Source organism: Photobacterium pectinilyticum (genome assembly GCF_024357955.1).
GTDB lineage: Bacteria > Pseudomonadota > Gammaproteobacteria > Enterobacterales > Vibrionaceae > Photobacterium > Photobacterium pectinilyticum.
Genome location: NZ_JANEYT010000031.1, coordinates 15,664 through 41,110, shown reverse-complemented (window position 1 = coordinate 41,110; position 25,447 = coordinate 15,664). Strand labels below are relative to the sequence as shown.

The 25,447-nt window shown below is 43.6% G+C and carries 24 protein-coding genes; 17 read left to right on the top strand and 7 right to left on the bottom strand.

Annotated elements, in window-relative coordinates; all coding sequences use genetic code 11:
* Positions 1-107: 107 nt before the first annotated feature.
* The 4 genes from mrcB (at position 108) to NHN17_RS14205 (ending at position 6,690) form a co-directional block, all read left to right on the top strand.
* Entirely contained in the window at positions 108-2,474 is a 2,367-nt protein-coding gene (gene mrcB, locus NHN17_RS14220) for a penicillin-binding protein 1B (protein ID WP_255043231.1), read from the top strand.
* Between the two features lie 204 nt (positions 2,475-2,678).
* Entirely contained in the window at positions 2,679-4,376 is a 1,698-nt protein-coding gene (locus tag NHN17_RS14215) for an asparagine synthase-related protein (RefSeq protein WP_255043230.1), read from the top strand.
* Positions 4,377-4,501: 125 nt separating this feature from the next.
* Positions 4,502-5,083 carry an NUDIX hydrolase gene (locus NHN17_RS14210; RefSeq protein WP_255043229.1) on the top strand — a complete coding sequence of 194 codons (582 nt, stop codon included), beginning with the start codon at positions 4,502-4,504 and terminating at the stop codon, positions 5,081-5,083.
* Between the two features lie 320 nt (positions 5,084-5,403).
* Positions 5,404-6,690 (top strand): L-cysteine desulfidase family protein, encoded by a 1,287-nt coding sequence (locus NHN17_RS14205; RefSeq protein WP_255043228.1) that lies wholly within the window; start codon positions 5,404-5,406, stop codon positions 6,688-6,690.
* A 108-nt stretch (positions 6,691-6,798) separates the two neighbouring features.
* Here NHN17_RS14205 and NHN17_RS14200 read toward each other — a convergent pair whose 3' ends face one another.
* From NHN17_RS14200 to NHN17_RS14175, 6 genes are all read right to left on the bottom strand, one after another.
* Positions 6,799-7,083: a Rho-binding antiterminator gene (locus NHN17_RS14200; RefSeq protein WP_255043227.1), complete on the bottom strand. Its 285-nt coding sequence runs from the start codon at positions 7,081-7,083 to the stop codon at positions 6,799-6,801.
* A gap of 195 nt (positions 7,084-7,278) precedes the next feature.
* Positions 7,279-8,064 carry a RelA/SpoT domain-containing protein gene (locus tag NHN17_RS14195; protein WP_255043226.1) on the bottom strand — a complete coding sequence of 262 codons (786 nt, stop codon included), beginning with the start codon at positions 8,062-8,064 and terminating at the stop codon, positions 7,279-7,281.
* A 258-nt stretch (positions 8,065-8,322) separates the two neighbouring features.
* Positions 8,323-9,111, bottom strand: a complete 789-nt coding sequence (locus tag NHN17_RS14190; protein ID WP_255043225.1) for a phosphoribosylglycinamide formyltransferase — start codon at positions 9,109-9,111, stop codon at positions 8,323-8,325.
* Between the two features lie 706 nt (positions 9,112-9,817).
* The gene (locus tag NHN17_RS14185) at positions 9,818-10,177 is read right to left on the bottom strand and encodes a HopJ type III effector protein (protein WP_255043224.1); all 360 of its coding nucleotides are present in this window, start codon (positions 10,175-10,177) and stop codon (positions 9,818-9,820) included.
* A gap of 71 nt (positions 10,178-10,248) precedes the next feature.
* Positions 10,249-10,647, bottom strand: a complete 399-nt coding sequence (locus NHN17_RS14180; RefSeq protein WP_255043223.1) for a DUF2750 domain-containing protein — start codon at positions 10,645-10,647, stop codon at positions 10,249-10,251.
* A gap of 125 nt (positions 10,648-10,772) precedes the next feature.
* Complete coding sequence (locus tag NHN17_RS14175; protein WP_255043222.1) at positions 10,773-11,807, bottom strand: transporter; 1,035 nt, start codon at positions 11,805-11,807, stop codon at positions 10,773-10,775.
* A 473-nt stretch (positions 11,808-12,280) separates the two neighbouring features.
* Between NHN17_RS14175 and NHN17_RS14170 the strand changes: the two genes are divergently transcribed.
* The 6 genes from NHN17_RS14170 (at position 12,281) to NHN17_RS14145 (ending at position 16,920) form a co-directional block, all read left to right on the top strand.
* A complete protein-coding gene (locus tag NHN17_RS14170) occupies positions 12,281-12,859 on the top strand; it encodes a hypothetical protein (RefSeq protein ID WP_255043221.1) in 579 nt (192 codons plus the stop codon).
* A 41-nt stretch (positions 12,860-12,900) separates the two neighbouring features.
* A complete protein-coding gene (locus tag NHN17_RS14165) occupies positions 12,901-13,236 on the top strand; it encodes a carbon storage regulator (RefSeq protein WP_255043220.1) in 336 nt (111 codons plus the stop codon).
* 177 nt (positions 13,237-13,413) lie between these two features.
* Complete coding sequence (locus NHN17_RS14160) at positions 13,414-14,007, top strand: hypothetical protein (protein WP_255043219.1); 594 nt, start codon at positions 13,414-13,416, stop codon at positions 14,005-14,007.
* Between the two features lie 80 nt (positions 14,008-14,087).
* Positions 14,088-14,762: a C39 family peptidase gene (locus NHN17_RS14155; protein ID WP_255043218.1), complete on the top strand. Its 675-nt coding sequence runs from the start codon at positions 14,088-14,090 to the stop codon at positions 14,760-14,762.
* A gap of 8 nt (positions 14,763-14,770) precedes the next feature.
* A complete protein-coding gene (locus tag NHN17_RS14150) occupies positions 14,771-15,280 on the top strand; it encodes a hypothetical protein (RefSeq protein WP_255043217.1) in 510 nt (169 codons plus the stop codon).
* Positions 15,281-15,576: 296 nt separating this feature from the next.
* Complete coding sequence (locus NHN17_RS14145; protein WP_255043215.1) at positions 15,577-16,920, top strand: sigma-54-dependent transcriptional regulator; 1,344 nt, start codon at positions 15,577-15,579, stop codon at positions 16,918-16,920.
* A 42-nt stretch (positions 16,921-16,962) separates the two neighbouring features.
* Here the strand turns inward: NHN17_RS14145 and norR are convergent, their stop codons facing one another.
* Positions 16,963-18,549, bottom strand: coding sequence for a nitric oxide reductase transcriptional regulator NorR (gene norR / locus NHN17_RS14140; RefSeq protein ID WP_255043244.1), 1,587 nt, complete (start codon positions 18,547-18,549; stop codon positions 16,963-16,965).
* Between the two features lie 211 nt (positions 18,550-18,760).
* Here norR and norV point away from each other — a divergent pair, with 211 nt between their 5' ends.
* The 7 genes from norV (at position 18,761) to NHN17_RS14105 (ending at position 25,327) form a co-directional block, all read left to right on the top strand.
* Complete coding sequence (gene norV, locus NHN17_RS14135) at positions 18,761-20,293, top strand: anaerobic nitric oxide reductase flavorubredoxin (RefSeq protein ID WP_255043214.1); 1,533 nt, start codon at positions 18,761-18,763, stop codon at positions 20,291-20,293.
* A 3-nt stretch (positions 20,294-20,296) separates the two neighbouring features.
* Positions 20,297-21,451: an NADH:flavorubredoxin reductase NorW gene (gene norW, locus NHN17_RS14130; RefSeq protein ID WP_255043213.1), complete on the top strand. Its 1,155-nt coding sequence runs from the start codon at positions 20,297-20,299 to the stop codon at positions 21,449-21,451.
* Positions 21,452-21,490: 39 nt separating this feature from the next.
* Positions 21,491-21,835 carry a TehB family protein gene (locus tag NHN17_RS14125; protein ID WP_255043212.1) on the top strand — a complete coding sequence of 115 codons (345 nt, stop codon included), beginning with the start codon at positions 21,491-21,493 and terminating at the stop codon, positions 21,833-21,835.
* A gap of 125 nt (positions 21,836-21,960) precedes the next feature.
* Positions 21,961-22,548, top strand: a complete 588-nt coding sequence (locus NHN17_RS14120) for an AAA family ATPase (protein WP_255043211.1) — start codon at positions 21,961-21,963, stop codon at positions 22,546-22,548.
* Between the two features lie 79 nt (positions 22,549-22,627).
* Positions 22,628-23,920, top strand: a complete 1,293-nt coding sequence (locus tag NHN17_RS14115) for a DEAD/DEAH box helicase (protein ID WP_255043210.1) — start codon at positions 22,628-22,630, stop codon at positions 23,918-23,920.
* Between the two features lie 102 nt (positions 23,921-24,022).
* Positions 24,023-24,214: a YwbE family protein gene (locus NHN17_RS14110; protein WP_255043209.1), complete on the top strand. Its 192-nt coding sequence runs from the start codon at positions 24,023-24,025 to the stop codon at positions 24,212-24,214.
* A gap of 102 nt (positions 24,215-24,316) precedes the next feature.
* A complete protein-coding gene (locus NHN17_RS14105; RefSeq protein WP_255043208.1) occupies positions 24,317-25,327 on the top strand; it encodes an acyltransferase in 1,011 nt (336 codons plus the stop codon).
* The last annotated feature ends 120 nt before the right edge of the window (positions 25,328-25,447 follow it).

Here is a 25,447-nt window from a genome sequence, read left to right as displayed (position 1 = left end):
CTGGCGGTACGGCTTGATTAAAGGAGTAATATGCTTTGACAAAATACTGACAAATTTAACTGAACCTTGCGGTAAGGTCGGCGCGAATTTGCCACGAAAGCGACGTTATGACCAAGCAACAGAAGTCCAATCAGCCTCAAATTAATGATTCTGAAATCAATGAACTGAACAAGCCATCATCGCCATCTTCAGCGCTTGAAAGCGTACGCAAGCCTCGCCGTTCATACCGTAAATTGAAATTTACCGTATTGGGTGTCTGCCTGCTTACCGCTTGTGGGTTGGTCAAAATGGGTGTCGATATTAATGATGAAGTGGCAGCAAAGTTCGAGGGGCAGTTGTGGCAACTACCTTCTGTTGTATATGCGCGTGAATTGGCACTACAACCTGGTGCGGTGATCCGCTATGACGATTTGATCAACGAACTGGAAGCGCTGAAATACCGTAAAGTCAGCAACCCCTCTCGCCCTGGGGAATATTCGACTAGCCGGTTGAAGGTTGAGTTTATTCGCCGCCCTTTTGAATTTCGTGATGGGCAGCAAGATGCCCGGCATGTTGTTGTTGACTTTGATTATTCCAAGGTTAAATCAATTGTCGAGGCGGAGACAAACCGAGAGCTCGGTTATATCCGAGTTGAGCCTAAACTGCTGGGGATGCTGGAAGCACAGACAGATGAGCAGCGTCTCTACCGCCCTATGGATGAAATGCCAGAAACCTTGATTGACGCTTTGATTGCAACAGAGGATCGCGATTTTTATCAGCACGACGGGGTTTCACCGACAGCAATAGCAAGGGCATTTCTTGCTAATCTCAAGGCAGGCCGGACAGTGCAGGGAGGGAGTACTCTGACTCAGCAATTGGCCAAGAATTTGTTTTTGACCAGTGAACGCAGTTTATGGCGAAAGGCGCGTGAAGCGTATATGGCGCTGATTATTGACTATCGCTATAGCAAAGATCAGATTCTGGATGCCTATTTAAATCAGGTATATTTGGCGCAAAGCGGTCGCGATGCGGTGCATGGCTTCGAGTTGGGCTCCCGGTTTTACTTTGGCTTGCCGCTGTCAGAACTTCGAGTTGATCAGCAAGCGCTGTTGGTTGGCTTGGTGAAAGGCCCATCGTATTACAATCCATGGCGTTACCCTGAGCGTACTAAGCGTCGCCGAGACTTGGTGCTGCAACTAATGTTCGAAAATGGGGTATTGGAGCAAGATGACTATCTTGCCGCAGTAGATAAACCGCTCGATATTCAAGACAAAGGAACGATTTCAAATCGTCAGCCTGCGTATTTTGGTCAGTTACAGCGTGAACTAACTGCAAAAGTGAAGAATTATCAGGCAGGGCAGGGGCTAAGGCTCTTTACAACACTGGATCCTCGCTCTCAGGAAATGGCTGAGCAGTCTGTGCGTAAAGTGATCCCGCAACTTGAGTCCAAAGCCGGTGACCAGCTTGAAACGGCTGTCGTGGTCGCTGACCGAGTCAGTGGTGAGATACGAGCGATGGTGGGGGGATCCCGACCGGGATACGACGGCTTCAATCGTGCCATTGATGCCAAGCGTCAGATTGGCTCTGTGGTAAAACCAGCGGTATATTTGGCGGCGTTAGAATTGCCTAAGCGCTTTTCTCTTTCCACAAGCCTTCAAGATCGGCCGTTGACCCTAAAAGGCCAAAATGGGGAAAACTGGTCGCCACGAAATTATGATAGGCAGTATCGTGGTGAGGTACCACTTTATACTGCGTTGGCAAAATCATACAACATCCCGACGGTGAACTTAGGGATGGCTGTTGGTTTGGATGAAGTGATCAGTACCATGGAAAAGCTGGGTATTGATAAAAATGAAGTGCCGAAGTTGCCGTCGATACTGCTGGGGGCATTTACCTTAACACCGGTCGAGGTCACCCAGATGTACCAAACTATTGCTAGTGGCGGACATCGATCAGAGTTATCTGCACTGGGTGCAGTGGTGGATAATGAAGGCAACATACTTTATCAGTCGTTACCTGTTTCTACCCAAACAGTTTCGGAGCAAGCTTCTTGGCTCACTATGTATGGTTTGCAACGTGTGGTGAGTGAAGGAACAGGACGGTACCTCAATGAAATGTTGCCGTCTTCTCGTCTGGCGGGGAAAACAGGTACTTCCGATAAAGGCCGTGATAGTTGGTATGTCGGTGTTGATGGCCGCGAGGTGGTGACTGTTTGGATGGGAAGGGATGATAATAAGGCGGTCAAGCTGACTGGATCTTCAGGACCACTGCGTTTGTATGCAGATTATATCCAAAGTCGTGACCCTGAACCTTTAGTTATACAGGCACCTGAGCAAATTACCGAGTTTGATTACTACCGTGATCAACGTGGTGTACTATCGCAAAGCTGTGTGGGACAAACCCACCTCCCCGCTTGGGATCCTCAGGGAACCCTTAAGCAAGGTTGTGTCCGAAAAGTTGAAACCTTCTTTAAGCGCCTATTTGATTTCAATTAACAGCGTTGATGAGCCTTGAAAGGCAGAGGTATTTTTAAGTCCCCCAAGCTTATTAGTGGCTTGGGGGATTTTGTTATTGCTTTGCAATTAGCAATAACAATGAAAGGTTGAAAAGATTTTACACATAAATTCAATGGCTTAAAATTTTGTTCTTGTTGGCTTACAAATTGCTCTATTGATTGGAAAGATCATTAGGAGTGGGCCATGAGTATAATCGCAGGCATTTTTTCGACCCGCTGGACACCAGAGCTCAAAGCGGTCAAGCACAATATAGATAGACACATTTCACGCAATCAGGATGACGTTCGTCATAGTTTTTCTGATTCATCCCTATTTTTGAGTCAGATTGATTATCAGTGCTTTGGTGATGCTGCGAGGGCTGATGATGACAAGGGTTTTGTCGTTGGGGCTGGGCACCCATTGCTAAGTTCATGCATTAAAAGTGATATGCAGTCGCTGCTCGAAAGCCAACGGCTCGAGCAATCGCTGCTTGAGGCCGAGGGGACTTTCTGTGTATTTCATTACCAAAAAAGGACCCGACGACTATCGATATATACAGATAGCTTAGCGATTAGGCCTTACTACTTTATGCAGTATCAAGGCGCCGTGATATTTAGCACCTGCTTACGCTTGTTCCCTGAGCTAGGGATCCCGCTTGAAAATAATCTAGAGGCGCAGACAGAAATAGCAACCTTAGGGTACTCGCTGGGGAGTAAGACGCCTTACAACCAAGTGTTTGCTTCTCGTCCTGGTGAGATGCTAGAACTCTCTGATTTGAATATGCTGGAAGCGTCGTCTGTAGGTATTCAACGTAGACGTTATTTTAAATGGTCTGATGTCGATATCCCTTCCTGTTCACTTGAAGAAGGCATAGCGCGTTTAGATGCTGGCTTCAAGCAAGCTGCTGAGAGATACCTTGGTTCGGATAGCTCGACCGTCAGTACATTATCCGGAGGGTTAGATTCACGGGTAATTGCCGCTGAACTGCAGCGAAGGGGAGCTGAAGTTGAGTGCCTTAATTTTTCGCGGAACCATTCGCAGGATGCGAGCTATGGTCAGCAATTCGCAGCCTATCATCATATCCCTCTTCACAGTGTGCGGGTGACAGATACCCAGGAACTCACTGTTGAGCAACGGTTAGGTATACACTGGCAACCCGATAGCTTTGAATACTATGATAAATTAGCTCGTCCTCGGCTTTTCTGGTCTGGGAATGGTGGCAGCGTATGTGTTGGGCAGATATATACCGGTGAAGCTATCATTGAAGCTTGCAGACAAGAGAACCTTGAATTGTTGGTTGACTGTTATTTAGAGCAGCAGATGGCATATATTCCACCGCGTTTAGTTAGGCAGGGCGAAACATTGCAGCAGCGACTCAGGCAAAATATCATCGATAGCTTCAAGGAGTATGCACATTTACCTCTAATAAAAGCCTATCAATTGTTCTTGTGGGAAAACGATCAGCACCATCATCTAGCATTGCCATACGAAGAAATGGATCGTTTCCAGCTGGACTTTTGCTTGCCGTTTTACAGTAAGTCCGTGCTTGCAGCGATGTTCGCAATGGAAACGCAATGGGCATTAAAGCATGGTGTATATATGGCTTGGTTGCAGCAATGCTACCCTCAGGCGTTAATGACTCCTTGGCAAACCTACCCCGGGCATATTCCCTGCCCGATTGAAGTTGAAACCCCCAAAGCGACTCAATGGCAATTTTCTTTACCGACAAAGACTAAAAATCAGTTACTTAAAGAAGCCATATCGACCGTATTTAGTGAAAATGGAAATATATATAATCGTTCTGTGCTGGGCTTACAAGTTACACTGACGGCGCTGAGGCTCTATGACTACACCTCCGGGCTGACGATGGTAAAGCGGATGAATACTTATATGCTTAAGTGATTTGGTAATTGAGAGTTATCCCCAAATCACTTCATGCTTAAATATTCGCGCTGAACCTGTACCTTGAAGTTGCTTGGGTATATCAGCTAGAATTCACCGCTTGTTGAAGCGTTCGGAAAATAAACATGCGACTACTGAAATCAACCGTGCATCCTAATTTGCAAAGTCTTGAAGCGTCTGGGCTTCAGCGCAATACGTTTCATCGTAAGGCGGCACGAGGCATCATTCTTAATGGTGAAAATATTCTCATGTTATATACCGAACGTTACCACGACTACACCTTGCCCGGTGGTGGTATTGACGACGGTGAAGATGCTATTGAAGGTTTGATCCGTGAGCTGGAAGAAGAAACGGGGGCGCAGAATATTCGAGATATCTGCGAGTTTGGTATCTATGAAGAATACCGCCCATGGCATAAGCCTGATTTTGACATCATGCACATGCTTTCTTACTGTTATGTTTGCACTATTGATGAACAGCTTGGCAACACTAAGTTAGAAGATTATGAAGTAAAAAACGGAATGAAACCGGTTTGGATCAATATCTTCAATGCGATAGCCCATAACGAGCACACTATTGCCAACAGTGATAAAAAAGGCATGTCGATTGAACGTGAAACGTTCTTGCTGAAAACGATTGTCGATGAACTGCTTGGAAAAGAAGAAAGATCGGCAACCAAGCCGTTACCGCTAAAGGCGGCGAGCTGATCAGAAAGGTACGTGGTAGGAAAGTTAAATGCCCAGCAAAAGGAGCGGCCCAATGTGGTCGTTTTTTTATATCCATTTTTTGAGTTATCAACGCATATAGGGTGTTTGTTTGGACAGAGGCCAGTAAATTATATGATTTATGTCGCACGATGCTTTTCATGGGGAAAACTTTTCTACTAAAGGTCTTTAGTGGAGGAAAAATAAGAAAATATTTATCCTGCGATAGCGGTACATTAACCATATAAAGACAAGGGCTTATGACTCCATAATTTGCATTTTAATAAGCCTGATACCCTACTAATGTCGTGAAGGTGATGAACATGAAAAAGCATCTATGGAATGGTTTTATTGAGACTGTTAAGCGTGAAGTTGTGCCAGCACTTGGCTGTACCGAGCCAGTTTCTGTTGCTTTGGCCGCTGCAAAGGCATCGCGTGAACTGAATTGTATCCCTACTTATATAGAAGCTTTTGTTTCACCTAACTTGATGAAAAATGGTATGGGTGTCGGTGTACCGGGTACCGGAATGGTCGGTTTGCCAATTGCAGCGGCAGTGGGCGCATTGGCGGGTGATGCTGATGCTGGCCTTGAGGTATTGAAAAATATTACTTCGGAAGACGTTGCTTCAGCCAAAAAGATGTTAGATAACAGCGCGGTATCGGTAGGTGTGGCTGATGTCAGCAATATCTTGTTTGCTATGGTTACCGTTAGCAATGCAACCGATACAGTGACGGTGATTATTGCTGATAGCCATACGCAGGTTGTTTCTATCGAGAAGAATGGTCAACCGTTGTTTATTGCAGACCAGGTAACTACTTCACAAGCAACGATAAAAGAAAACATATTCGAACAAGCGACAGCGGAAGATATTTATGACTTCGCTCTCCACGCACCGTTAAAAGATATTGATTTTATCTTACAGGCGTCTTCGTTGAATAACGAGCTATCCAAAGAAGGGCTGACAGGCAAATACGGTCTGCAAATTGGTGCGACCTTCCAGCGAAATGTTGATCGAGGCCTACTTTCTGGTGGTCTGTTAACTGACATTTTACGTCGTACGTCGGCAGCCTCAGATGCTCGAATGGACGGGGCAATGAAACCGGCAATGAGCAACTCTGGCTCAGGCAATCAAGGTATTGCAGCAACTATGCCTGTTGTCGTTGTTGCGGAGCACCTTAACGCCGATCAAGAAACGACAGTACGTGCCCTGATGATGTCGCACCTGATGGCTATTTATATTAAAAGCTACCAGAACAAGTTATCGGCACTTTGTGGCGCAACGACAGCCTCCATGGGAGCGGTTGCAGGCATGACATGGCTGCTTGGCGGTCGGTTCAACCATATCAGCAATGCTATTTGCAGCATGATTGGTGATATTACAGGTATCATTTGTGACGGTGCCAAGACGAGTTGTGCGATGAAAGTATCTTCATCTGCCAGTGCGGCGATCAAGGCGGCGCTGATGGCACTTGATGGAATTCGAGTCACAGGCAACGAAGGCATCGTTGCTGATGATGTAGATTCCTCTATCCGCAATATGTCGGCATTAGCTAATGGTGCGATGACACAAACAGACATCCAGATCTTGGAAATCATGGTCCATAAATAATACCCATCTGGATAAGTAGTTGATCAAATATTTATGTAGGTTGGTATACAGAGAAAGGGCACTGAGGTGCTCTTTTTTATTTGTATAACAACTTGATTAGCGTTTGAACTAGCTTTTGAAGATCGCTTGAGTAGATGGTATAACTTCGGAAAAGCTCGAACCCGGCGTTAACGACTTCATTTTTGTTATGAAGTCTAAGCGGATCTTGGTGTACTGGTAGCGCGTTTTACACACGAGCCATTCAGAACGATCTGGATGTACTTCGGTATTGATACATTGCCCCTCCACTGTGCTGTCGTCCCTTAGCTCAAGTAATACGTCGTAATGGGCGTCACAAGCTTGCTCTAAATGATTTTGCAGCATGAAGTCGATGGGTTGGTAACGATTTGTCATAACGCGGTCTCTGTATTAGGGGCTGCGTTGTTGTTTTGGCCCCAAGTTGAGTGAAGATTCCATAGCCACCTAATAAAAGCGTAGTCAATAATGAGAATCTCGCTTAAAACTGAAACAGCTTGAAATAGTTTTACTCGTAGATGTTATTGAGGGTAGAGGCCACTGCCAAGTTGCAAGTGGCCTCTGGGGGAACAGTTACACGGCGATGCTTGCAGGCTGAAGGTATTGTTGCCATGCATCATGGTAAAGAGACTTCGAAGTGGCTCTTAGCTTTTTGATTTGCGCTGCTTCAAATTCACTTTGTGGGCGGCTCTGGCTAAGTGCTGCTCGCTCAATGTGCTGAATTTGTTCGTAAATCTTGTGCTCTTCACCGTTTTTAACGTCCGAAATTGCATTTAGGTGCAACTGAACTTCGGCAATTAGCTCGGAATCAGGCAGTTGAACCAGTAATTTCAAGTCACGGTAACCAGAATCGGTCGGGGTTTTAAATCGGTTTTTAACTGACACGATTGTCGCTTCTTTGCTAATTAGCTCAAAAGCATCAACCAAACCATGGATATCATTAGCAACCAGTGAAGCTCGGGCCAAATCGGTAATCTTGCTTGCATCACCCTTGAGCTCAGTGGCAATTTTCTTCTCTGCCCGTTCTCTTGATTTGACATCCGGCAACACGATGTTGGTGTCGGTCATCAAGCCCACTTCGTTCATCAGGGTTGCTAGCTCCTGCTGGGCTGAGGGGGCGATGTTGTATAAATCCTCGAAATTTGTGTATGGCTGTTGAATATCAGCCGCGCGCCAGCTATCAATGCTATAAAGTCCGCTCAGGCTTTTTTGGAACGACTTTTTGCTGGCTTCAGAATGCTTAGGTGTTACCTCGTAGTCTTGTCCAGAGTAGACTGCCATCAATGGTGCTGCCATCGCTGACCCACGGGTCAGGAAAAACAGAACAAAACACGTTCGAAGTACAGATTTAAAATGCATCAAACAACTCCTTTGCTGCCCGATCAAATCAGGCATCATACGTAATAGTGTGTAACTCAGCGGGCAGAGCCTGCTTAGAAAAAGTGACGTATTTATTTGAGTTGCTAGCTACTCTATGCTTTCTAGATTATCAAAGTTATCTGAACGCTGGATGAATTGGGAAAGTGCATTGATGGGAGTTAACAGACCGCTGACAGAGAGTGACGCAATTGATTGAAATCAAAGGGGAGCCAGCGGCTCCCCTTTACAAACATTTTGTTAACTTGCCAGTGCAAGAGGCTCTGGCTGCAAGTATTGATGCCAAGCTTGTTGGTATAATTGTTGAGATTCCTGTCTTAGTACTTTGATTTTTGCCACCTCGATATCATTCAACAGCCGTTGTTCTTGGCTGGCTTTGCGCTCTATGTGCTGAATAGTTTCGTAGATGTCGTGCTCCGGACCACTTTTGATCTCTGCAATAGTATTTAAGTGAAGTTGTACTTCGGCAATTAAACCTGTTTGAGGAAGCTGTACCAGCAGTTTCAAATCCCGGTAGCCAGAAGAGGCCGGTTGTTTGAATCGATTTTTGGTTTCAACAATGGTGCTTTCGCGACTCAGTTGGTTAAAGGCATCAACGAGTGATGAGATGCTATTGGCAACAAGCGTGCCACGGGCAAGGTCTGTCAGCATCTCTGGTTGCCCCTTGAGTTCGGTAACAACCTTCAGCTCTGCGCGTTCTCGAGATTTTACACCAGGAATAATTGGTTGTGCCTCAGTATGTAGGCTGACTTGGGTTAGCATTTGCTCCAATTCTCGCTGGGCTGCTTCAGCATGCTGGTACAGTTTATCGAATTCGTTATATGGCTGGCATAGTGCTTCTTGTCGGAAGCTAGGTATTGAAAATAAACCGCTAAGAGAGCGTTGGAAGTTATCCTTGGTGTCTTGTGTTGGGGATGGAAGTTTAAATTCCGAATCAGCAAATTGTGGTACTGCGGCATTGGCAACAGGGCCACGTCCGAAAACACATAACAGAACAAAACACGTTCTGAACAAAGACTTCGCGATCATTGGATCTCCTTGGTATCACCACTTCAACGTCAAGCGGCATACATAAGATATCTGGGCGAAGGCTGGGTTTTCAATATGAACCTAGTCGAAAAGCTGATAGCAAATTATCATCCTGTGACGTGCTTCCCAATCAGTATATTTACAATGTGATCTAGCCCATAAATAGGAATTTCCCCTTTAAGAGAGGTGGTGCGGTAAAATGAGCTCGTTGCCATGTTCGGTTGCTTTCTGAGCAATGATTGCCTTGCTGAGCTTTGAATATTTACTGTTTTTTGCGATTTGTATTCACGAGGGGATATACGTAGATCGGAAGGGAAATGCTAGAATGCGCAGATGATGTTAATTCAGAGATAAAAGATGCAACAAGATTTACTGATTATCTTTGCGGCTGTTTGGCTCGCAATGGCTGCGGCTAGCTATATGTTGTTCCAGAGAGGTACAGATGTCGCTAGAAAGCGCAAGTTGTGGCCGACTTACAACATTGCAAGCAATGTCGTAATAGGTGCTGTGATTGTCTATGTGCAACCCCCACTACCTATGATGCTTGGGTTATTGGCTTTTATGGTGCCGTTGACGTGGTTGACGATACGCTCAACCAAGTTTTGTGACGGTTGTGGTAACCCCTCACGTTCGCCATTTTTTATGAAACCACCCGAGAAATGTTCTCATTGTCAGAAAAAACTGTAGGCGCAGAGTGGATTTTTTCTTACGCACAGGCTTTTTCAGTCAATGGTGCAGCGTCAAATTGAATACCTTGCCAACCATATTTCATGAAATGGCGAATGTTTTGATGATCAGTCGCGTCAGGGTGTTGCAGAACATCGATGCGGTAATAGTCACCAAAGCAAGCAAGGGTTTCAGCTTCTGAAAGTTGATTGAGTTTGGCAAAGGCGAATATCCGGCAGGAACCTTCATTGGTAGCTGCTTTGTTGAAAAGGGTGTCGTTTCCTAAACCGTTAGTAAAAGCGGTTGGCTGATAACGATAATACTGCTCGATGATTGCCATTACTTCAGCAAACGAGACGTTGTCAGGTTGTGATTTTAGTTTAGTGAGTAGTGCTTCCATGGCAAATTTCCTTTTAAAGTGGGGCGAAAGATGTCAATTTCGCCCCAGATAACTGATCGCAACGGGGTGGTTTAGCGGTTAGCTGACTTTTTTGCTTGCTGTTTTAGTTCAAAGTCTAACTCGTCAGGGAACACCACAAGACCATCCTCATCCTGGTTAGGGAAAATAACCACGGCAAGCTCATCGTCTTCCATGCCATGTGTCCAACGGCTATGCCATTTATTGAGTGAAATAGCTTCTGCTTTGCACTCTTCCCACTCACCGGTAGCCCAAGATTCAGCAAACTCTTTGTTTGGCCATACTGGTACACAGTCCTCGTCATCAGTATTGAGCATGACGCAACCATGTTCATCCGTCAGAATCCATATTTCGCGGTTGGTAACCACTTCTTTCACCAAGTATTTATAACGCTTCTCGGCATCATAACCTTGAATCTGCTCAATTTGGCTTGGCTCTAATGGCGTGGACATTTTTATTTTCCTGTTACACATAGTAGTAGCGTCATAGCATAGAGGAAAATTAGACTTTAGTCATGAAAATAGCCTTACCCGCAACGGGTAAGACTATTAAATAGCAGTATTTTTGAGTGCGAGGGTTATCGTAGGGTATATGGAACACGAACGGTAAGCTGAAAGTCAGGAGCATCCGCGGTCAAGCCCGCGCTGACACCAACGTTCAATGTGGTTTCTGGGTTTATCGCGTAGTTAGCACCCATAGATATCGAATCAAGTTGGAGCAGCTTTGAATCAGATGGCGTAGAACCATTTATCTTGGACTTCAATATAGTTCTATGGCTGAGACCTAAGCTGAATGAAAACTTAGGGTTAACAGCGAAACCCATACCTGCGCTAATGCCAATAGTGTCACCTAAGTCGATTTTACTTTTGGTTGAACTCCCATCGAGCTCAGTAGTTACATCATCTTCTATATTCCAGATGTAACTAAGGTTGGCGTAAATAACGGCAGGATCCATTGGCATGATCATCGTCAAGCTTGGTTCTATACTCGGAAAGCCTGAACCTGTGGGGAGTTCTTCTAAGCCAAATTCAGTCGAAGCCGGGACATCATAGGGGGATGTACCTGTCGTTGTTTTGAATCTGAGCCCTGCAATCCAATAAGGCGCTGTTTCCATGTTAATTTGATATTTGAATGCAGCTTCTATATCACCGATATCACTGCCATCAAAAGTTGTAGTGGTCGCGCCTTCCGCTGGAGTGTTCGTATCTCTCTTCGATACTGAATCATAACGGTAAACCCAAGGGATCCGCGCTTCAACTTCTAGTCGATTGGTAATACCATAACGACCGGTCAAGCCGAAGGTCAGCGTTGTTCTATCCGTGTCGCTAGCTTCAATTAAGCCAACAATAAGGGAAGGAAGCACGGTATAGCCGACGACTGACACCCTGTTAGATGAGTTTTGTGTAAAAGAAAAACTGGTATCAAGAACAAATGAACCCTTGGGGGTGAGCACTCCTGGTAAGTCGGGATCAAGGAGATCGCCAAAGGTCTGCACTCGCTTCGGCTTTGTATTGGGTTCTGTAGAATTTGTAGCTTGCTCTGTTTCTGCTGCGACAGTTCCTGAAATCAAAGCAAGAAGCGCGATACAGCTTTTGTTATTGAAAATACTCACGAATTCCTCACTTAATACTCTTAGCTTACCCAAAAAATATGTTGTGGTTTCTGCTTATATATATGCAATAAAAAAAGCATATTGCTAGATAAGAAAATAATAGTAGACGTGAGAATTATATGGTAATTAAGAATCTTATTATTGGTCTTATTTATGAGAATGCATCCATATCATCTCTTATCTCAGACAATAGGAAGGTGTACTTTATATGAGAGATGATTCCAAAGTATAAGAAATAATACCAATGTTTATTATGTGATGAACTATTCCAATAATTGAAAAAATGAGAATTGATTTCATATTTTATACGTTGAAAACGCTAAGAATTAAAAGGGAAAGTTCATAATGAAAAGCACAAAAAATTATTAAAAATAATACAGGAACTTTTTTGGTCAGCACTATAGTTAAGTTATCTCGCAAACACGGCGAGTGATTATAAGAAAATAACTACTAAATATATTTGGAGTATGACCATGCGTAAAACACATATCGCACTTTTAGTAGCAGTTGTTAGCTCTCCGCTTGCGCTAGCGAATGATTACCAACAACCTTACAACCCTTATTACCCATCATATGATGACGGTAATGATAAAACAATTACCGACTCATACAATGATGACATTGATAAGACCCTTACCCTCGATGTAGATAAAGAGTATAGCGTTGACCATAAATATTACTCTGATGACGATACTCTGAAAATGAAAAACGTCAATAATACCTACAAGAAAGAGTGGACAGACAATAGCCTGAATGACTACAGCACGGAAATTGATATTAAAGAGCTACATACTTACCACGTAGCGAAATCCGAGCTTCATGGTTATGTTACCTACTCTGAAGTTGAGTACGGTGGTGGTGATTGTTGTGGTGGTAAAGGTGGTTACGGTTATGGACCAAGCCAGGCGTCAACACTGACTGTAAATCATACTAATGACATGAGCGGTGCTTTCGTAGGCGCATCAGGTATCAATATTGCGGGCCAAAATGCGGGTAATAACTCTTTGGTTCAGCAGAGTGCTAGCACCAATGCGGTATTGGCTGGTAATTAATACATAACTGAGAGCTGCTTTGCAGCTCTCAGGAGGATGTCATGAAATATTTAACACTGATGGTGGTCGCATTTATATCTTATAGTGCAGCAGCTGCTGAAGAGTTGGATATTCTAGCAAATTCTGAACAGTTATCTGAAGAATTTATGACTCATTCTCGAGGTGGAGAATATGAGCTCGAAACTGATACACTTCAGGCTAGTTCAGAAATGTATGGCGATGTTACAGGTAATAGTGCGTATAACAATACAACAGGGAATAACATACTTGATGGCGGCGCATTAAGTAATTCATCTGGCGTGTATAATATCGTACAAAACACCGGTAGTAATGTATTAATTCAGAATGCAACCGTGATAAACCTGACATTGAAGTAATTGTTAGTCTATCTATGCTGACATTTAGGTGTCAGCAACCAATAAACAATAAAATATTATTGGTTTCGCAGGGCGTAACAATCAAAGCTTCTGGTTTAAGGTTACAAAGAATAATTATGTGAGATTAATTTTCTCAAATGGATTTGAATAAAACTATTACAAATTTGGAGTATTATCATGCGTAAAACTAAAATTATGCTTTTAGCAGCACTAGTCGCATCACCAATGGCCTTCGCGGATGGCGGATATGGCGGCGGATATGGCGGTGGGTACGGTGGCGGCTACGACGACTACGATGACGTTACTATCGAAGGTAGCTTCAACGACGTAGTTACACTTGATGCCGACTTGAACTATAAAAAAACCTATACTGACAATTATTATGCTGAGACAGATGATGATAAGTTGATCATGAAAAACGTTGGTAATACCCATGAGGTTGTCCTAGAAAACAACTCTGAAAATGACTGGTCAATCAAAGAAACGGGTCATTATGAGCTAGATGAGTTGCTTGCAGAATCAACCATCGACGGTGCGGTAATGGGTAACACAGTAACTTATGGTGGTGCATGCTGTAAGGGCCAGAATGCAACACATGTGGTAGTTGACCATGCTAACACCTTATACGGTGGTTACCAGCAGGCTTCTGGTATCAACATTGCAGGTCAAAACGTGGGTAACAACTCAATGGTACAACAAACTACAAGCACAAACGCAGCGCTTGTTGGCTCAGGTGGAGCTAGCCTACCTGGCGGTGGTGGCTCATACTAAGATTTAAGGGCCGAAAGGCCCTTTCTTGCTTTATTTAATTTAAAGTATTGTAATTTTTAGAGTTTGATAGGCGTTAGTGTATGAAAAAGTCAATTGTCATGCTTATCAGCGTATTAGCATCATCAAGCATCCAAGCATTAGATTATTTCCCCAGCCGGGGAGGATTTAATGTGGAAGTAAAAAGTTATCAGGAGCAGCTATTTGGTGATGTTTTTAGGCAGCAATATGATTTTAGCTGTGGCTCTGCGGCGGTAGCATCATTGCTGACTTATCATTACGATATCGAATCTCAAGAAAACACCATATTCGAATTTATGTTCGAGCATGGAGATAAAGATCAAATAGAAAAGCAGGGTTTTTCGATGTTAGACATGAAATCCTACCTTGAATCTGTTGGTCTTGATGCTAATGGCTATAATATACCTCTAGAAAAATTTCATGATTTACGTATTCCGGCAATTACTATCGTTAACTTTGATGGATACATGCACTTCGTTGTGATCAAGGGAATGAATGAAAAGAATGTAATTTTGGGTGACCCATCTAGAGGGACATTGCTCATTCCTATTGCTGATTTTAAACAAGTCTACAAGGGAACAGTTTTGCTGGTGAAAAATAGAGTCGAGCAGGGTCGGGGAAGTTTTATCACCGCAGATAATTATAATATATATAACCCATCTCCCGTGTCAGAGGCTGTTGTAAGAGACTCACTATCAACGTTTAGTATTACTCTGCCTGGTAGTAATGATTATTAGAGGCTAGTATGAAAAGGTTAACACGGTTAATTGTTGCTTCGGCAATAGGAGGTTCTGCTCTTATTACCCATGCATCTATTGGTTTCCTTACTATTGATGATTTAGGTTTGACCACGTTGTCTGATGAAGAAATGTCTTCGCTACGAGGTGGTTTTGTCTCGGTCAACGATAATATTATCAACATTGGTCTGTCTGTTACGACAGAGATTAATGGTGAAACGGTATTAAGTACCCATGTAGCTGATTTCACTATTAGTAATGGTATCTTGACGAGTCATGATGGTGCCCGGACCTATGATTATGATGACCCCTTAAAGGTTATTAGTGTGGGTGATAATAATATTGCTAATCTTGGTTCTACCAAAGACGTCATTGGTACTGTTGTACAAAATTCTGCGGATAATACTGCGATTAAAACTGAGACGGTACTGGATATCGAAGCCGATATCGCTGGATTCAATAGGCAGAACCTATTTAATAGTCGCTTGGAGAACTCAATTTTGCATAACGGATACTAAACCGTCTGCACTAAAAATTTGATGTTTGGTACTTTTTTGTCATTAAAAGCATTGTTTTCTTAACAATGCTTTTTTTTATTTCTTGTCACACAGTCGTTTTTGATAAAAAGTTCAATTTTTTTCTTATCATTTTAGCTTTTATAACCTATTGATATGTTTAGCAATTAGTGTATGTTTCCTACGAATGAAATTCACTTGGTGCAATTTCTTATATTTGAAACGCATCACAACACAAAAATGTCACCTATATTTTTATTACAAACACAATAAATATAAGTTGATAGAAGGTGACTTCGATGGTGACTCAAAGTCAAAATAAATCAATAGATGGTCGTTTAGTAGCACTTGGATGTAACTACGAACCATGGATTGCGCTTTTAGAACAATCTGGATGGAAAACCCACTGTTGTTATGATCTACGTACGGTTGATTCAATCTTGGAAGAATACAGCCCATGTATATGTGTTGTTGATTTAAGTAATAATGATTTTAGCTTAAATAGTATTTCACTGAGGGCAAATAAAACTAAGCAAGTTAAATGGATAGCCATCATTAAAAAGGATCAGCTTAAAACGGATGCTATCTGCCAGTTTATTAATAACTTCTGTGTTGATTATTTCACAGTGCCAATTCCAAGTAGCCACATGTTGAGCACGATTGGACACCAACTTGGTATGCTTGAGATTGAGGCAAGTTCATGGGTGGAGATCACTTCGCAGCATGATATGGGGTTGTATGGTGAGTCAAAATCAATCAAGCAACTACGTGATATGGTGCGACGTGTTGCCATGACAGAAGTGAACGTTTTCCTTACTGGGGAAAATGGAACAGGTAAAGAATTGATTGCAAAGTCTATCCACAATCTTTCCAAGCGAAAAAATACCCCGTTTATTGCGCTAAACTGCGCAGCTTTGAGTCAGGATGACGATAACATGGCCTTGCTTGATGGCAGCTATCGTCAGGAAGACGGCACACCGTTTAATGGCACACTCATGCTGGATAATGTTGATGAATTATCCAAGGAGTTACAAGAAGCCCTTCTCATGTATCTGCAAGCACCTAGCTGTGAGAGTTTGGAAGGTGAAGTCTCTGGGGATGTGCGTATCATTGCTTCCACCAGTGCCGATTTAGAAGCCGAGGTAACGAACGGGCAATTTAGTAAAGAGTTATTCTATCGCCTGAATGTCTTCCATATTAAAGTCCCAACATTGCGTGAGCGTGGTTCTGACATCTTCTTACTTGCTGAAACCTTCTTGACCAAATTTGCGCGTGAATATAGCACTATGGCGTCATCGTTCTCTGAAGACTCTAAGCAGCTACTATTACGATATAGCTGGCCAGGTAACGTGCGAGAGCTCATTAATCAGGTAAAACGTGCGGCCTTGCTTGCTGAGGGCAATGAAGTGAAAGCTGAACACTTTGACCTACCAAGTAAGTCAAACCTCAAACAAAGCCTTCGTAACATTAAGGACGAGGCAGAAAAAGATGTGTTGGTTGCAGTCCTTGAGACTCATCGTGGACAAGTTGCTTCAGCAGCAAAAGACCTTGGTGTTTCAAGAGCGACAATGTACCGATTGCTTAATAAGCATAATATTGTGCCAGATGTTCGCCATTATAATAATGGATATGCAAGAGAGTGACTCTTAGATGCTCTTTGAAGAAGGCCCCGAAAGGGGCCTTTTTCATTTAAGCCCTAACCGTTTTGCCAAGCGGTGGAGATTACCCGCATCCAGATCGAGCTCTCTGGCGGTTGCTGCCCAGTTTTGATTGTTCCGCTGGTAACAATCTTCAATAAATTGGTATTGGAAGCGGGTAGTCGCATCTTTAAGCCCAATATTGGTATCGATCGATATTGGGCCTTGTATTTTGTCATGGTGTGAAGATACCCCTTCTGAAAGTGTTTCCTTCGAAAGTTCTTGCGGAGTATGTATGAGTTCGAAGTGCTGAGGTTGCAGCTCTATGAAGTCTAAGTGGGTTGATTCCGCTCTAGCTACAACAGAAGCACGATTGATTGCATGCTCAAGCTCTCGGACATTACCTGGCCACCTATAGGCAGAGATTTGCGCAACAGCCTCACTACTTAGTCGCATCGACTTGATCCCCAGTTTGCCTTTACAGCGTTCAATGAAGAAACCGGCTAGCAAAATAATGTCATTTCCCCGTTCCCTCAAAGGCGGTGCCATGATAGGAAAGACACTCAAACGGTGGTACAGATCTGCTCTGAACTTGCCTTCTTTGACTTCTTCATGAAGTTGGCGGTTCGTTGCCGCCACAATGCGGGTGTTTACTTTCAATACACTATCATCACCGACCCGTTGTAAGTCGCCATATTGTAATACCCGCAGCAGCTTTGCCTGGAGGGATAGGGGTAACTCACCAACTTCATCAAGAAACAGAGTGCCGCCATCGGCCATTTCGAACTTGCCTTTTCGGTCACTGATTGCGCCGGTAAAAGCCCCTTTAACGTGCCCGAATAACTCACTTTCGGCAACTGACTCAGGCAGTGCGGCGCAATTAAGGTAGATCAATGGTTGCTGACTTCTGTGGGACAATTGATGTAATGAAGCGGCGATCAGCTCTTTACCCACCCCAGTCTCACCGGAGATCAATACAGAAAGCTCTGTTGCGGCGACGGCTTGAATATGGCTTCTCAGCTCATCCATCACTTTCGATTTACCTATCATCTCTACCTTTCCTGACTGGGCTGATTTTCCTGCTTGGATTGCGGCCTGTCCGTGAGATTCTGGCATGGTGAAAGCTTGGCTTTCTAACTGCTCCATCAACAAGGCGGTATGTAAACTTGCAGCAGCAAGGGCGCTGATAATGCGTAACTCTTCATCACTAAACAAGTCGAACTGGTGAGGATCAAACCCATCGATGGTCAATGCTCCGATCAAGGTTTCATCTGCAATCAGGGGTAAGCCGATACAGGCATGCACATGTAGGTTGCCTTGATGGCTCGGAATCAGACCGTCATACGGGTCGGGCAGATCACTGTCATGGGGAAAACGGACGATATCTCCTGCTCTGGCAATGGCCTCAAGGCGAGGATGGTCGTTGATATCGAATTGCCGGCCCAGTACTTCTTCATACAGGCCATTGATCGCAAGCGGGGAGAAATGTTGTTCGCGAAAAGCAAGCAGGGCCGATGAATCGCACCCAAAAAGGGATTTGATGACAGTGAGTAGGCGATCAAATCGGTCTTGGCTAGAAATGCCCTGAGTCAGATCCAAAGCGAGTTGGGTTAATTCTTTCGGTGTATTAAGCATTGTCGCCTCTTTGACGAACTGTGATGTTGTCATTATGACATGATACTGTCTATTTGACAGTGATTATTAATTGTCATAATGACAGTTTTGTTTGTTGTTGAAAATAAATTCATTATTTATCAACATGATAAAAAGTTGGCACGGCCAGTGCTTTACCTTAGTCAGATTGAGGGCGTCATGTAGCGCCCATAGCATTGAGTAAGGTATCAAGATGACAATTCACGTTAAAAACAACATTCACTGGGTAGGCCAACGCGACTGGGAAGTGCAGGACTTCCATGGCACAGAATACAAGATGACCAAAGGTACCAGTTATAACAGCTATCTTATCCGTGAAGAAAAAACTGTTCTCATTGATACTGTCGACCACCGATTTAGCCATCAGTTTATTCAAAATCTAGAGATGGAAGTCAATCTAGAAGAGATTGACTATATTGTCATTAACCATGCAGAAGAAGATCACTCCGGTGCTCTTTCTGATTTGATGGCACGCATTCCTAATACGCCAATCTACTGTACTGAAAATGCCGTTGACTCTATCGTTGGCCACCATCATCACCCGGAATGGAATTTCCAAGTTGTTAAGACTGGCGATTCGTTGGACATTGGTAATGGGAAGCAACTGATCTTCATTGAAGCGCCTATGCTGCACTGGCCGGATAGCATGATGACTTACCTAACTGGTGATGCAGTATTATTTAGTAACGATGCATTCGGTCAGCATTATTGCGATGAGCGTTTGTTTAACGATGAAGTGGATCAAAATGAACTGATGGATCAGTGTCTGCGCTATTACTCCAATATTCTTACTCCGTTTAGCGGATTAGTAACGGCAAAAATTCACGAAGTGCTGAGCTTTAATGTTCCAGTGGACATGATTGCGACCTCGCACGGCATCGTATGGCGTGATAACCCAACTCAAATTATTCATCAGTACCTAGAGTGGGCGGATAACTACCAAGAAGATCGCATCACTATTTTCTACGACACTATGTCGAATAATACGCGAATGATGGCCGATGCGATTGCTCAAGGTATTCACGATGTAGATCCGAGCGTGGCAGTGAAGGTTTTCAATGTCTCTCGCCAAGATAAGAATGATATTTTGGCCAGCGTATTCCGTTCTAAAGGGATCTTGGTGGGTTCGTCGACCATGAATAATGTCATGATGCCAAAAGTCGCAGGCATGCTGGAAGAAATCACAGGGCTTCGCTTTAAGAATAAAAAAGCGGGAGCATTTGGTAGCTATGGCTGGAATGGTGGTGCGGTTGACCGAATTCATTCACGCTTGACCGATGCTGGTTTTGAAACAACCCTTGGCCTGAAAGCAAAATGGAAGCCAGACGGCAAAATGATGCTTAAATGCCGTGAACATGGTCGCATGATTGCCAAACAATGGACACTGAAGGCTTTGCCTTTAGCAGAAGCTTCTGCACCAGTTTCTAATCTGCAAGTGTCTAAGCAAAGTACTGTTGAATGTTTTGATGCTGCGCCAGTTCAGAATGCAGAGCCAAGCGTAGCAAGTCAGCCAACCATAGGCTCAGTAGCTACCAGTGAGGCTCTGTCACCAACAGATACCCAGAAAATGCTTTGTACGGTGTGTAATTGGGTTTATGACCCCGCCATTGGTGAAGTGAACCAAGGGATCGACATCGGTACTTGCTGGTCAGATGTACCCGAGAGCTTTTTATGCCCTGAATGCGGTCTTGGCAAAGACGTGTTTGAACCGGTGAAAGGGGCATAAATAATGATTAAACCACTGGTGATCATAGGTAGCGGCTTTGCCGCTTACCAATTGGTAAAAGCTATTCGCCGCCAGGATAAGGCTTTGCCTATCCATGTGTTTACGTCAGATGAAGGGCATGACTATAACAAGCCGGATTTGAGTCATGCATGTTCAAAAAAGCAAACAGCGAGTGATCTGATCCGGATGCGTAGCTCAGATTTTTCTGCAGAATACCAAGTGGAACTGCATACCCACTGTTTTGTTGAAGTAATTGATACCGTGCAAAAGTGCATCGTGGCAAATGGACTGCAATACGATTATGACAAACTTGTTCTCGCGACAGGTGCTCGTGCGTTCATTCCCCCTATGCGCGGTGACGGTGTAGATAGTGTATTGACGCTCAACAGTTTATCTGAATATACCGACGCCCAGAATGTATTGCAGCAAGCCAAACATATCGCGGTTATCGGGGGGGGATTGATTGGTACTGAGCTGGCGATGGACTTTGCTAGCAGTGGTAAAACTGTGTCGGTGATTGATCCTTGCCAAATATTGATGGCTAATCAGTTACCCGAGTATATTGCTTTGAAGCTCGAACGAGTCATGGCCTCGCAACGAACAACGTTCTTTCTATCTGACAAGGTTGAGAAACTGTCAAAGACCCTACATGGCCCCATGGAGGTAGAACTGAGCTCAGGAAAGCGGATAGAGGTCGATGCAGTGGTCTCTGCGGCAGGACTTAAACCCAATATTCAGCTGGCAGCCAGCGCGGGTATTAAGGTCGGAAAAGGAATTGTTGTAAACGATCAGCTAGCTACATCTGCGCCTGATGTGTTTGCGATAGGCGACTGTGCAGAGATAAATGGCAAGGTGCTGGCGTATCTGCAACCTGCATTATTAGGTGCCAATGCGCTTGCCAAAACAATATTGGGACAGCCTACACCGTTGGTATTACCCGTTATGATGGTGAAAGTAAAAACACCTGATTTTCCAATTCAACTTGCAGGTCAAACTGTACTTCCAGATATCAACGAAGAGCTAAATTGGCAAATAGATGTCAATAAGCTGGGAAGCACGGTGCGGGCCCGCAATGAGCAAGGGCAGTTAACGGGTTATGTCGTTACTCAGCAGCACCTTCCTAACGGATTCCCATTGTTGAAAGAATTAAACAGTTAAACATCAATTAATCGATTCAGAATTGAATTGGAGGTTACCATGAGCCATCAACGTATTCCTGCACATTGGACAGTACAGCGTTCAACGCCTTTCTTTACCAAGGAAACCGTGCCGGCAGCACTGCTCAGTCACCATAATACGGCCGCAGGTGTATTTGGTCAGCTGTGTGTAATGGAAGGGAGGGTCACTTATTATGGCTTTGCCAACAGTGAAGCGACTGAGCCAGAGGTCAAGGTTGTCATCAATGCTGGGCAATTCGCAACAAGCCCACCGCAATACTGGCACCGTATCGAAATGAGTGATGATGCTCAGTTCAATATCAATTTCTGGTCAGATGTGAATAAAAAAGGGCAGGCCCTTTTCCATAGTAAAGACTTAGAATGATCATTAGATAATACAGCCCGGTCACTGCCGGGCTCCATTTCTGTAATTGGTCACCACAAGGTTAGAACATGATTTGGACCTATTGACTAAGCTATTTAGATAAAGCCAACGAGTTAGAGCCTATAATGAAACAACAGTTGAAAGTGGTGATCACTGGTGGTCCGGGAGGTGGGAAAACGACGGCCTTGGATCTTTTCCGTCGGGAGCTCGGCAAACAAATTGCTGTTGTTCCTGAAGCTGCCACGGTGCTTTTTTCTGGCGGGATAACACGATCAGAAGATGAACTAGTACTTAAAATGATCCAGAAAACAATTTTCCAATTGCAGAAAAACTTGGAAGATATCAATAAAGCACACTTTCCAGATAGGTTACTAGTGTGCGATCGGGGATCACTTGATGGCTTAGCTTATTGGCCGGGAACGGAAAGTGATTTTTTCAAGGAGGTTAACTCGACCTTCGAAGAGGAAATCGCCCGCTATGATGCGGTTATCTTTTTTGAATCTGCGGGTGCCACGGGGCACGATATCAGCAGCAATAATCCGGTGAGAAGTGAGTCTTCTGAAAAAGCTGCTCAGCTTGATATTGCCTTACAAAAGATATGGTCTCGGCATCCAAATTTCTATTTCGTTGGCAGCTCGGAGTCATTTGTCAGGAAAATCATGTTTGGAATAATGACCATAGAGAATGTGATAAACAGGTATCAGCGTGGCTAAACTTATCGTTGTGCTACTTCGCAGGGCTCAAATAGGCTAAGATGCACGCCAATATTTTTGCTAGAGCTTTTATTACCCAATGACTACTGCCAAAACGCCAGCCAGCTTTGCTGAACTTGCCCTCATCCAACCTTTGTTAGCTCGATTAACAGAGCTGGAGTACCAACAGCCTACACCGATTCAAACGCAAGTTATTCCAAGTGTGTTAGCAGGCCGTGACTTGATTGCAGGTGCCAATACGGGGTCGGGTAAAACGGCGGCGTTTGCACTGCCAATGTTGCAGGATCTCTTTACGCAAAAAAACAGAGAGAACCCAAAGAGCAGCCAAGGTAACTATGTTACTGGGCTGATTTTGGTGCCGACGCGTGAACTGGCTAAGCAGGTGGCTGACAGTGTTAAGTCATACGCTGTGCATTTTAACGGGGCAGTTAAAACCGTGGCTGTTTTTGGCGGTGTATCGGCAAATACTCAAATGCTTGCGCTACGTGGCGGTACCGATATTTTGGTTGCTACGCCGGGCCGCTTGCTCGATTTAATGTCAAGTAATGCGATTAAGCTCGATAAGGTAAAGACCTTAGTGCTTGATGAAGCCGACCGAATGCTAAGCCTTGGCTTTACAGATGAGCTATCTGAATTGCTGGGAAAATTGCCAAAACAAAAGCAGACACTGCTGTTTTCCGCTACGTTCCCAGAGCAAGTACAGACGTTAACTCAAGAGCTGCTTACTGACCCTATTGAAATACAGCTACAAAGTGATGATGCCAGCACTGTTGTACAGCGTGTTTTTAACGTCAATAAAGGCGAAAAAACAGCAGTATTAGCGCATTTGATCAAACAGCATCAATGGCGACAGGCACTCGTATTCGTCAATGCCAAGAACAGTTGTGAGCACCTAGCCGATAAACTGTATAAGCGTGGGATTGAAGCTGAAGTCTTTCATGGTGACAAAGGGCAGGGCTACCGCACGCGTATACTGGAAGCGTTTAAGTCAGGTGAAATTGATGTCTTAATTGCAACAGATATCGCCGCCCGTGGTTTAGATATCGAAAAGTTGCCGGTAGTGATTAACTTTGATCTACCTAGAAGCCCATCCGACTATATGCACCGGATTGGTCGTAGTGGTCGCGCTGGTGAAGTTGGCTTAGCTTTATCATTGATTGATTATGAAGATTTTCATCACTTCAAAGTTATCGAAAAGAAGAACAAGATCCGCCTTGATCGTGAACAGGTAGAAGGATTTGAACTCGATGAAACCATTACCCAAGAGATGCTAGAAGCCAATAAGCCGATGGCAAAACCGGAAGGTACGGGTAAGAAAAAACGTAAAAAGAAAGGTCTTGGCAATGCTGATGTTTGGTTAAAAAATTCATAACCAAACAAGCAACGATATACCAATAAACATCGTGTCAGTTGATTCTTGCTGACACGGTGCCAATCGCAACCAGTGATTACGCCCAATAAGAAGGTAGAGAAAATGAGTGGAACTCTTCGTGCCAATATTCGCCCTGGATTAGCCGTGAAAATTGTCCTCAAAAAAGATCAGCGCAGCGGAACATTAACTTCCGGTATTGTAAAAGACCTATTGACTAAGTCGCCAAATCATCCTCACGGTATTAAAGTGCGATTAGAAAGTGGTGATGTAGGCCGTGTGAAAGTGATCTGCTAGTTACTAAGGTAGCGATGACTTTTCAAGTGGTGTCTATGAGCTGTCGAAGCGAATTAATACACTCTTTAAGTTAGACTTTAAAAAATTGGAGGGGGTCTCTTTTTGTGGGCTAATAACTTACGAGTGTTTTCAGTTTTTGCTGTGGTTTTATTGCATGTAGCTTCTGATTTTGTTAGTGATATTGACATAATTAACCCTATATATGGTAATCGTAGCTGGTGGGCGGGTAACATATATGCATCGTTAACTATGTGGTGTATACCGCTATTTATCATGATTAGCGGTTATTTCTTACTTAACAAAACAGAATCAAATGCTGTCTTTTTTAGAAAAAGAGTAAGAAAGATTTTTATCCCCTTCGTATTCTGGTCCTTGTTTTATTCTTTGTGGGTTATTTTAAAGTACTTCTTTAAAGGTGATATCTCTACAGCTTATTTTACGGTTGCTAAAGGGTGGGCTCTTGGTGAGCCTTATTATCACCTTTGGTATCTTTTTATGGTGCCTTTCTTGTACTTAGTGACGCCTATCTTAAGGGTAATAATAAGCGCGGTCGAAAAAAATGAACTGCTCGTTTTCATTAGTATCAGCTTTGCATTAGCTATGCTATCGGCTCTTTCAAATGTTGTTCTTTTATATTTTGATTTGAGCGCTAAAGTTAGCCTGTTTACAAATGATTTCTTAAGTTATTTAGGTTATTATTGCCTAGGTGGATACATTGCTAAATATGCCATTAAACCAAAAATAATACGATGCATCATCATGTTTGCAGTTGCTCTATTTACTACCGTTGTTGGTAGTTATTATATAACGTATATTTACTTTTATTCATATTTAAGTGTTAATGTTGTTGTGGCATCGGTGGCATTGTTTTTCATAATTAAAGAGTATTCAAACAATGACTTGAAGCTAAATCGTTTCGCCGAACTTAGCTTAGGCATTTATCTTATTCATCCGCTTTTTATCAAGGCGATATCTACGTTTGGTGAAGAGTGGTTGCTAACGAAAGTAGATGTATATCTATATATACCACTAGCGTCATCTTTAGTTTTCATCTTGTCATATATGACGGCTTCTTGTATGAGTAGAGTGAGGTATTTAAATCGATGTATATAGTACTGAGCCATGACCTAATGGTGATTATGTTAGTGCTAATTCAGAGTTTCCAAATAAGCGAAGCTTACTAACTCATTTCGACATGCTGATAACTGCTGCGTATTGGTGGATAACGGAGTA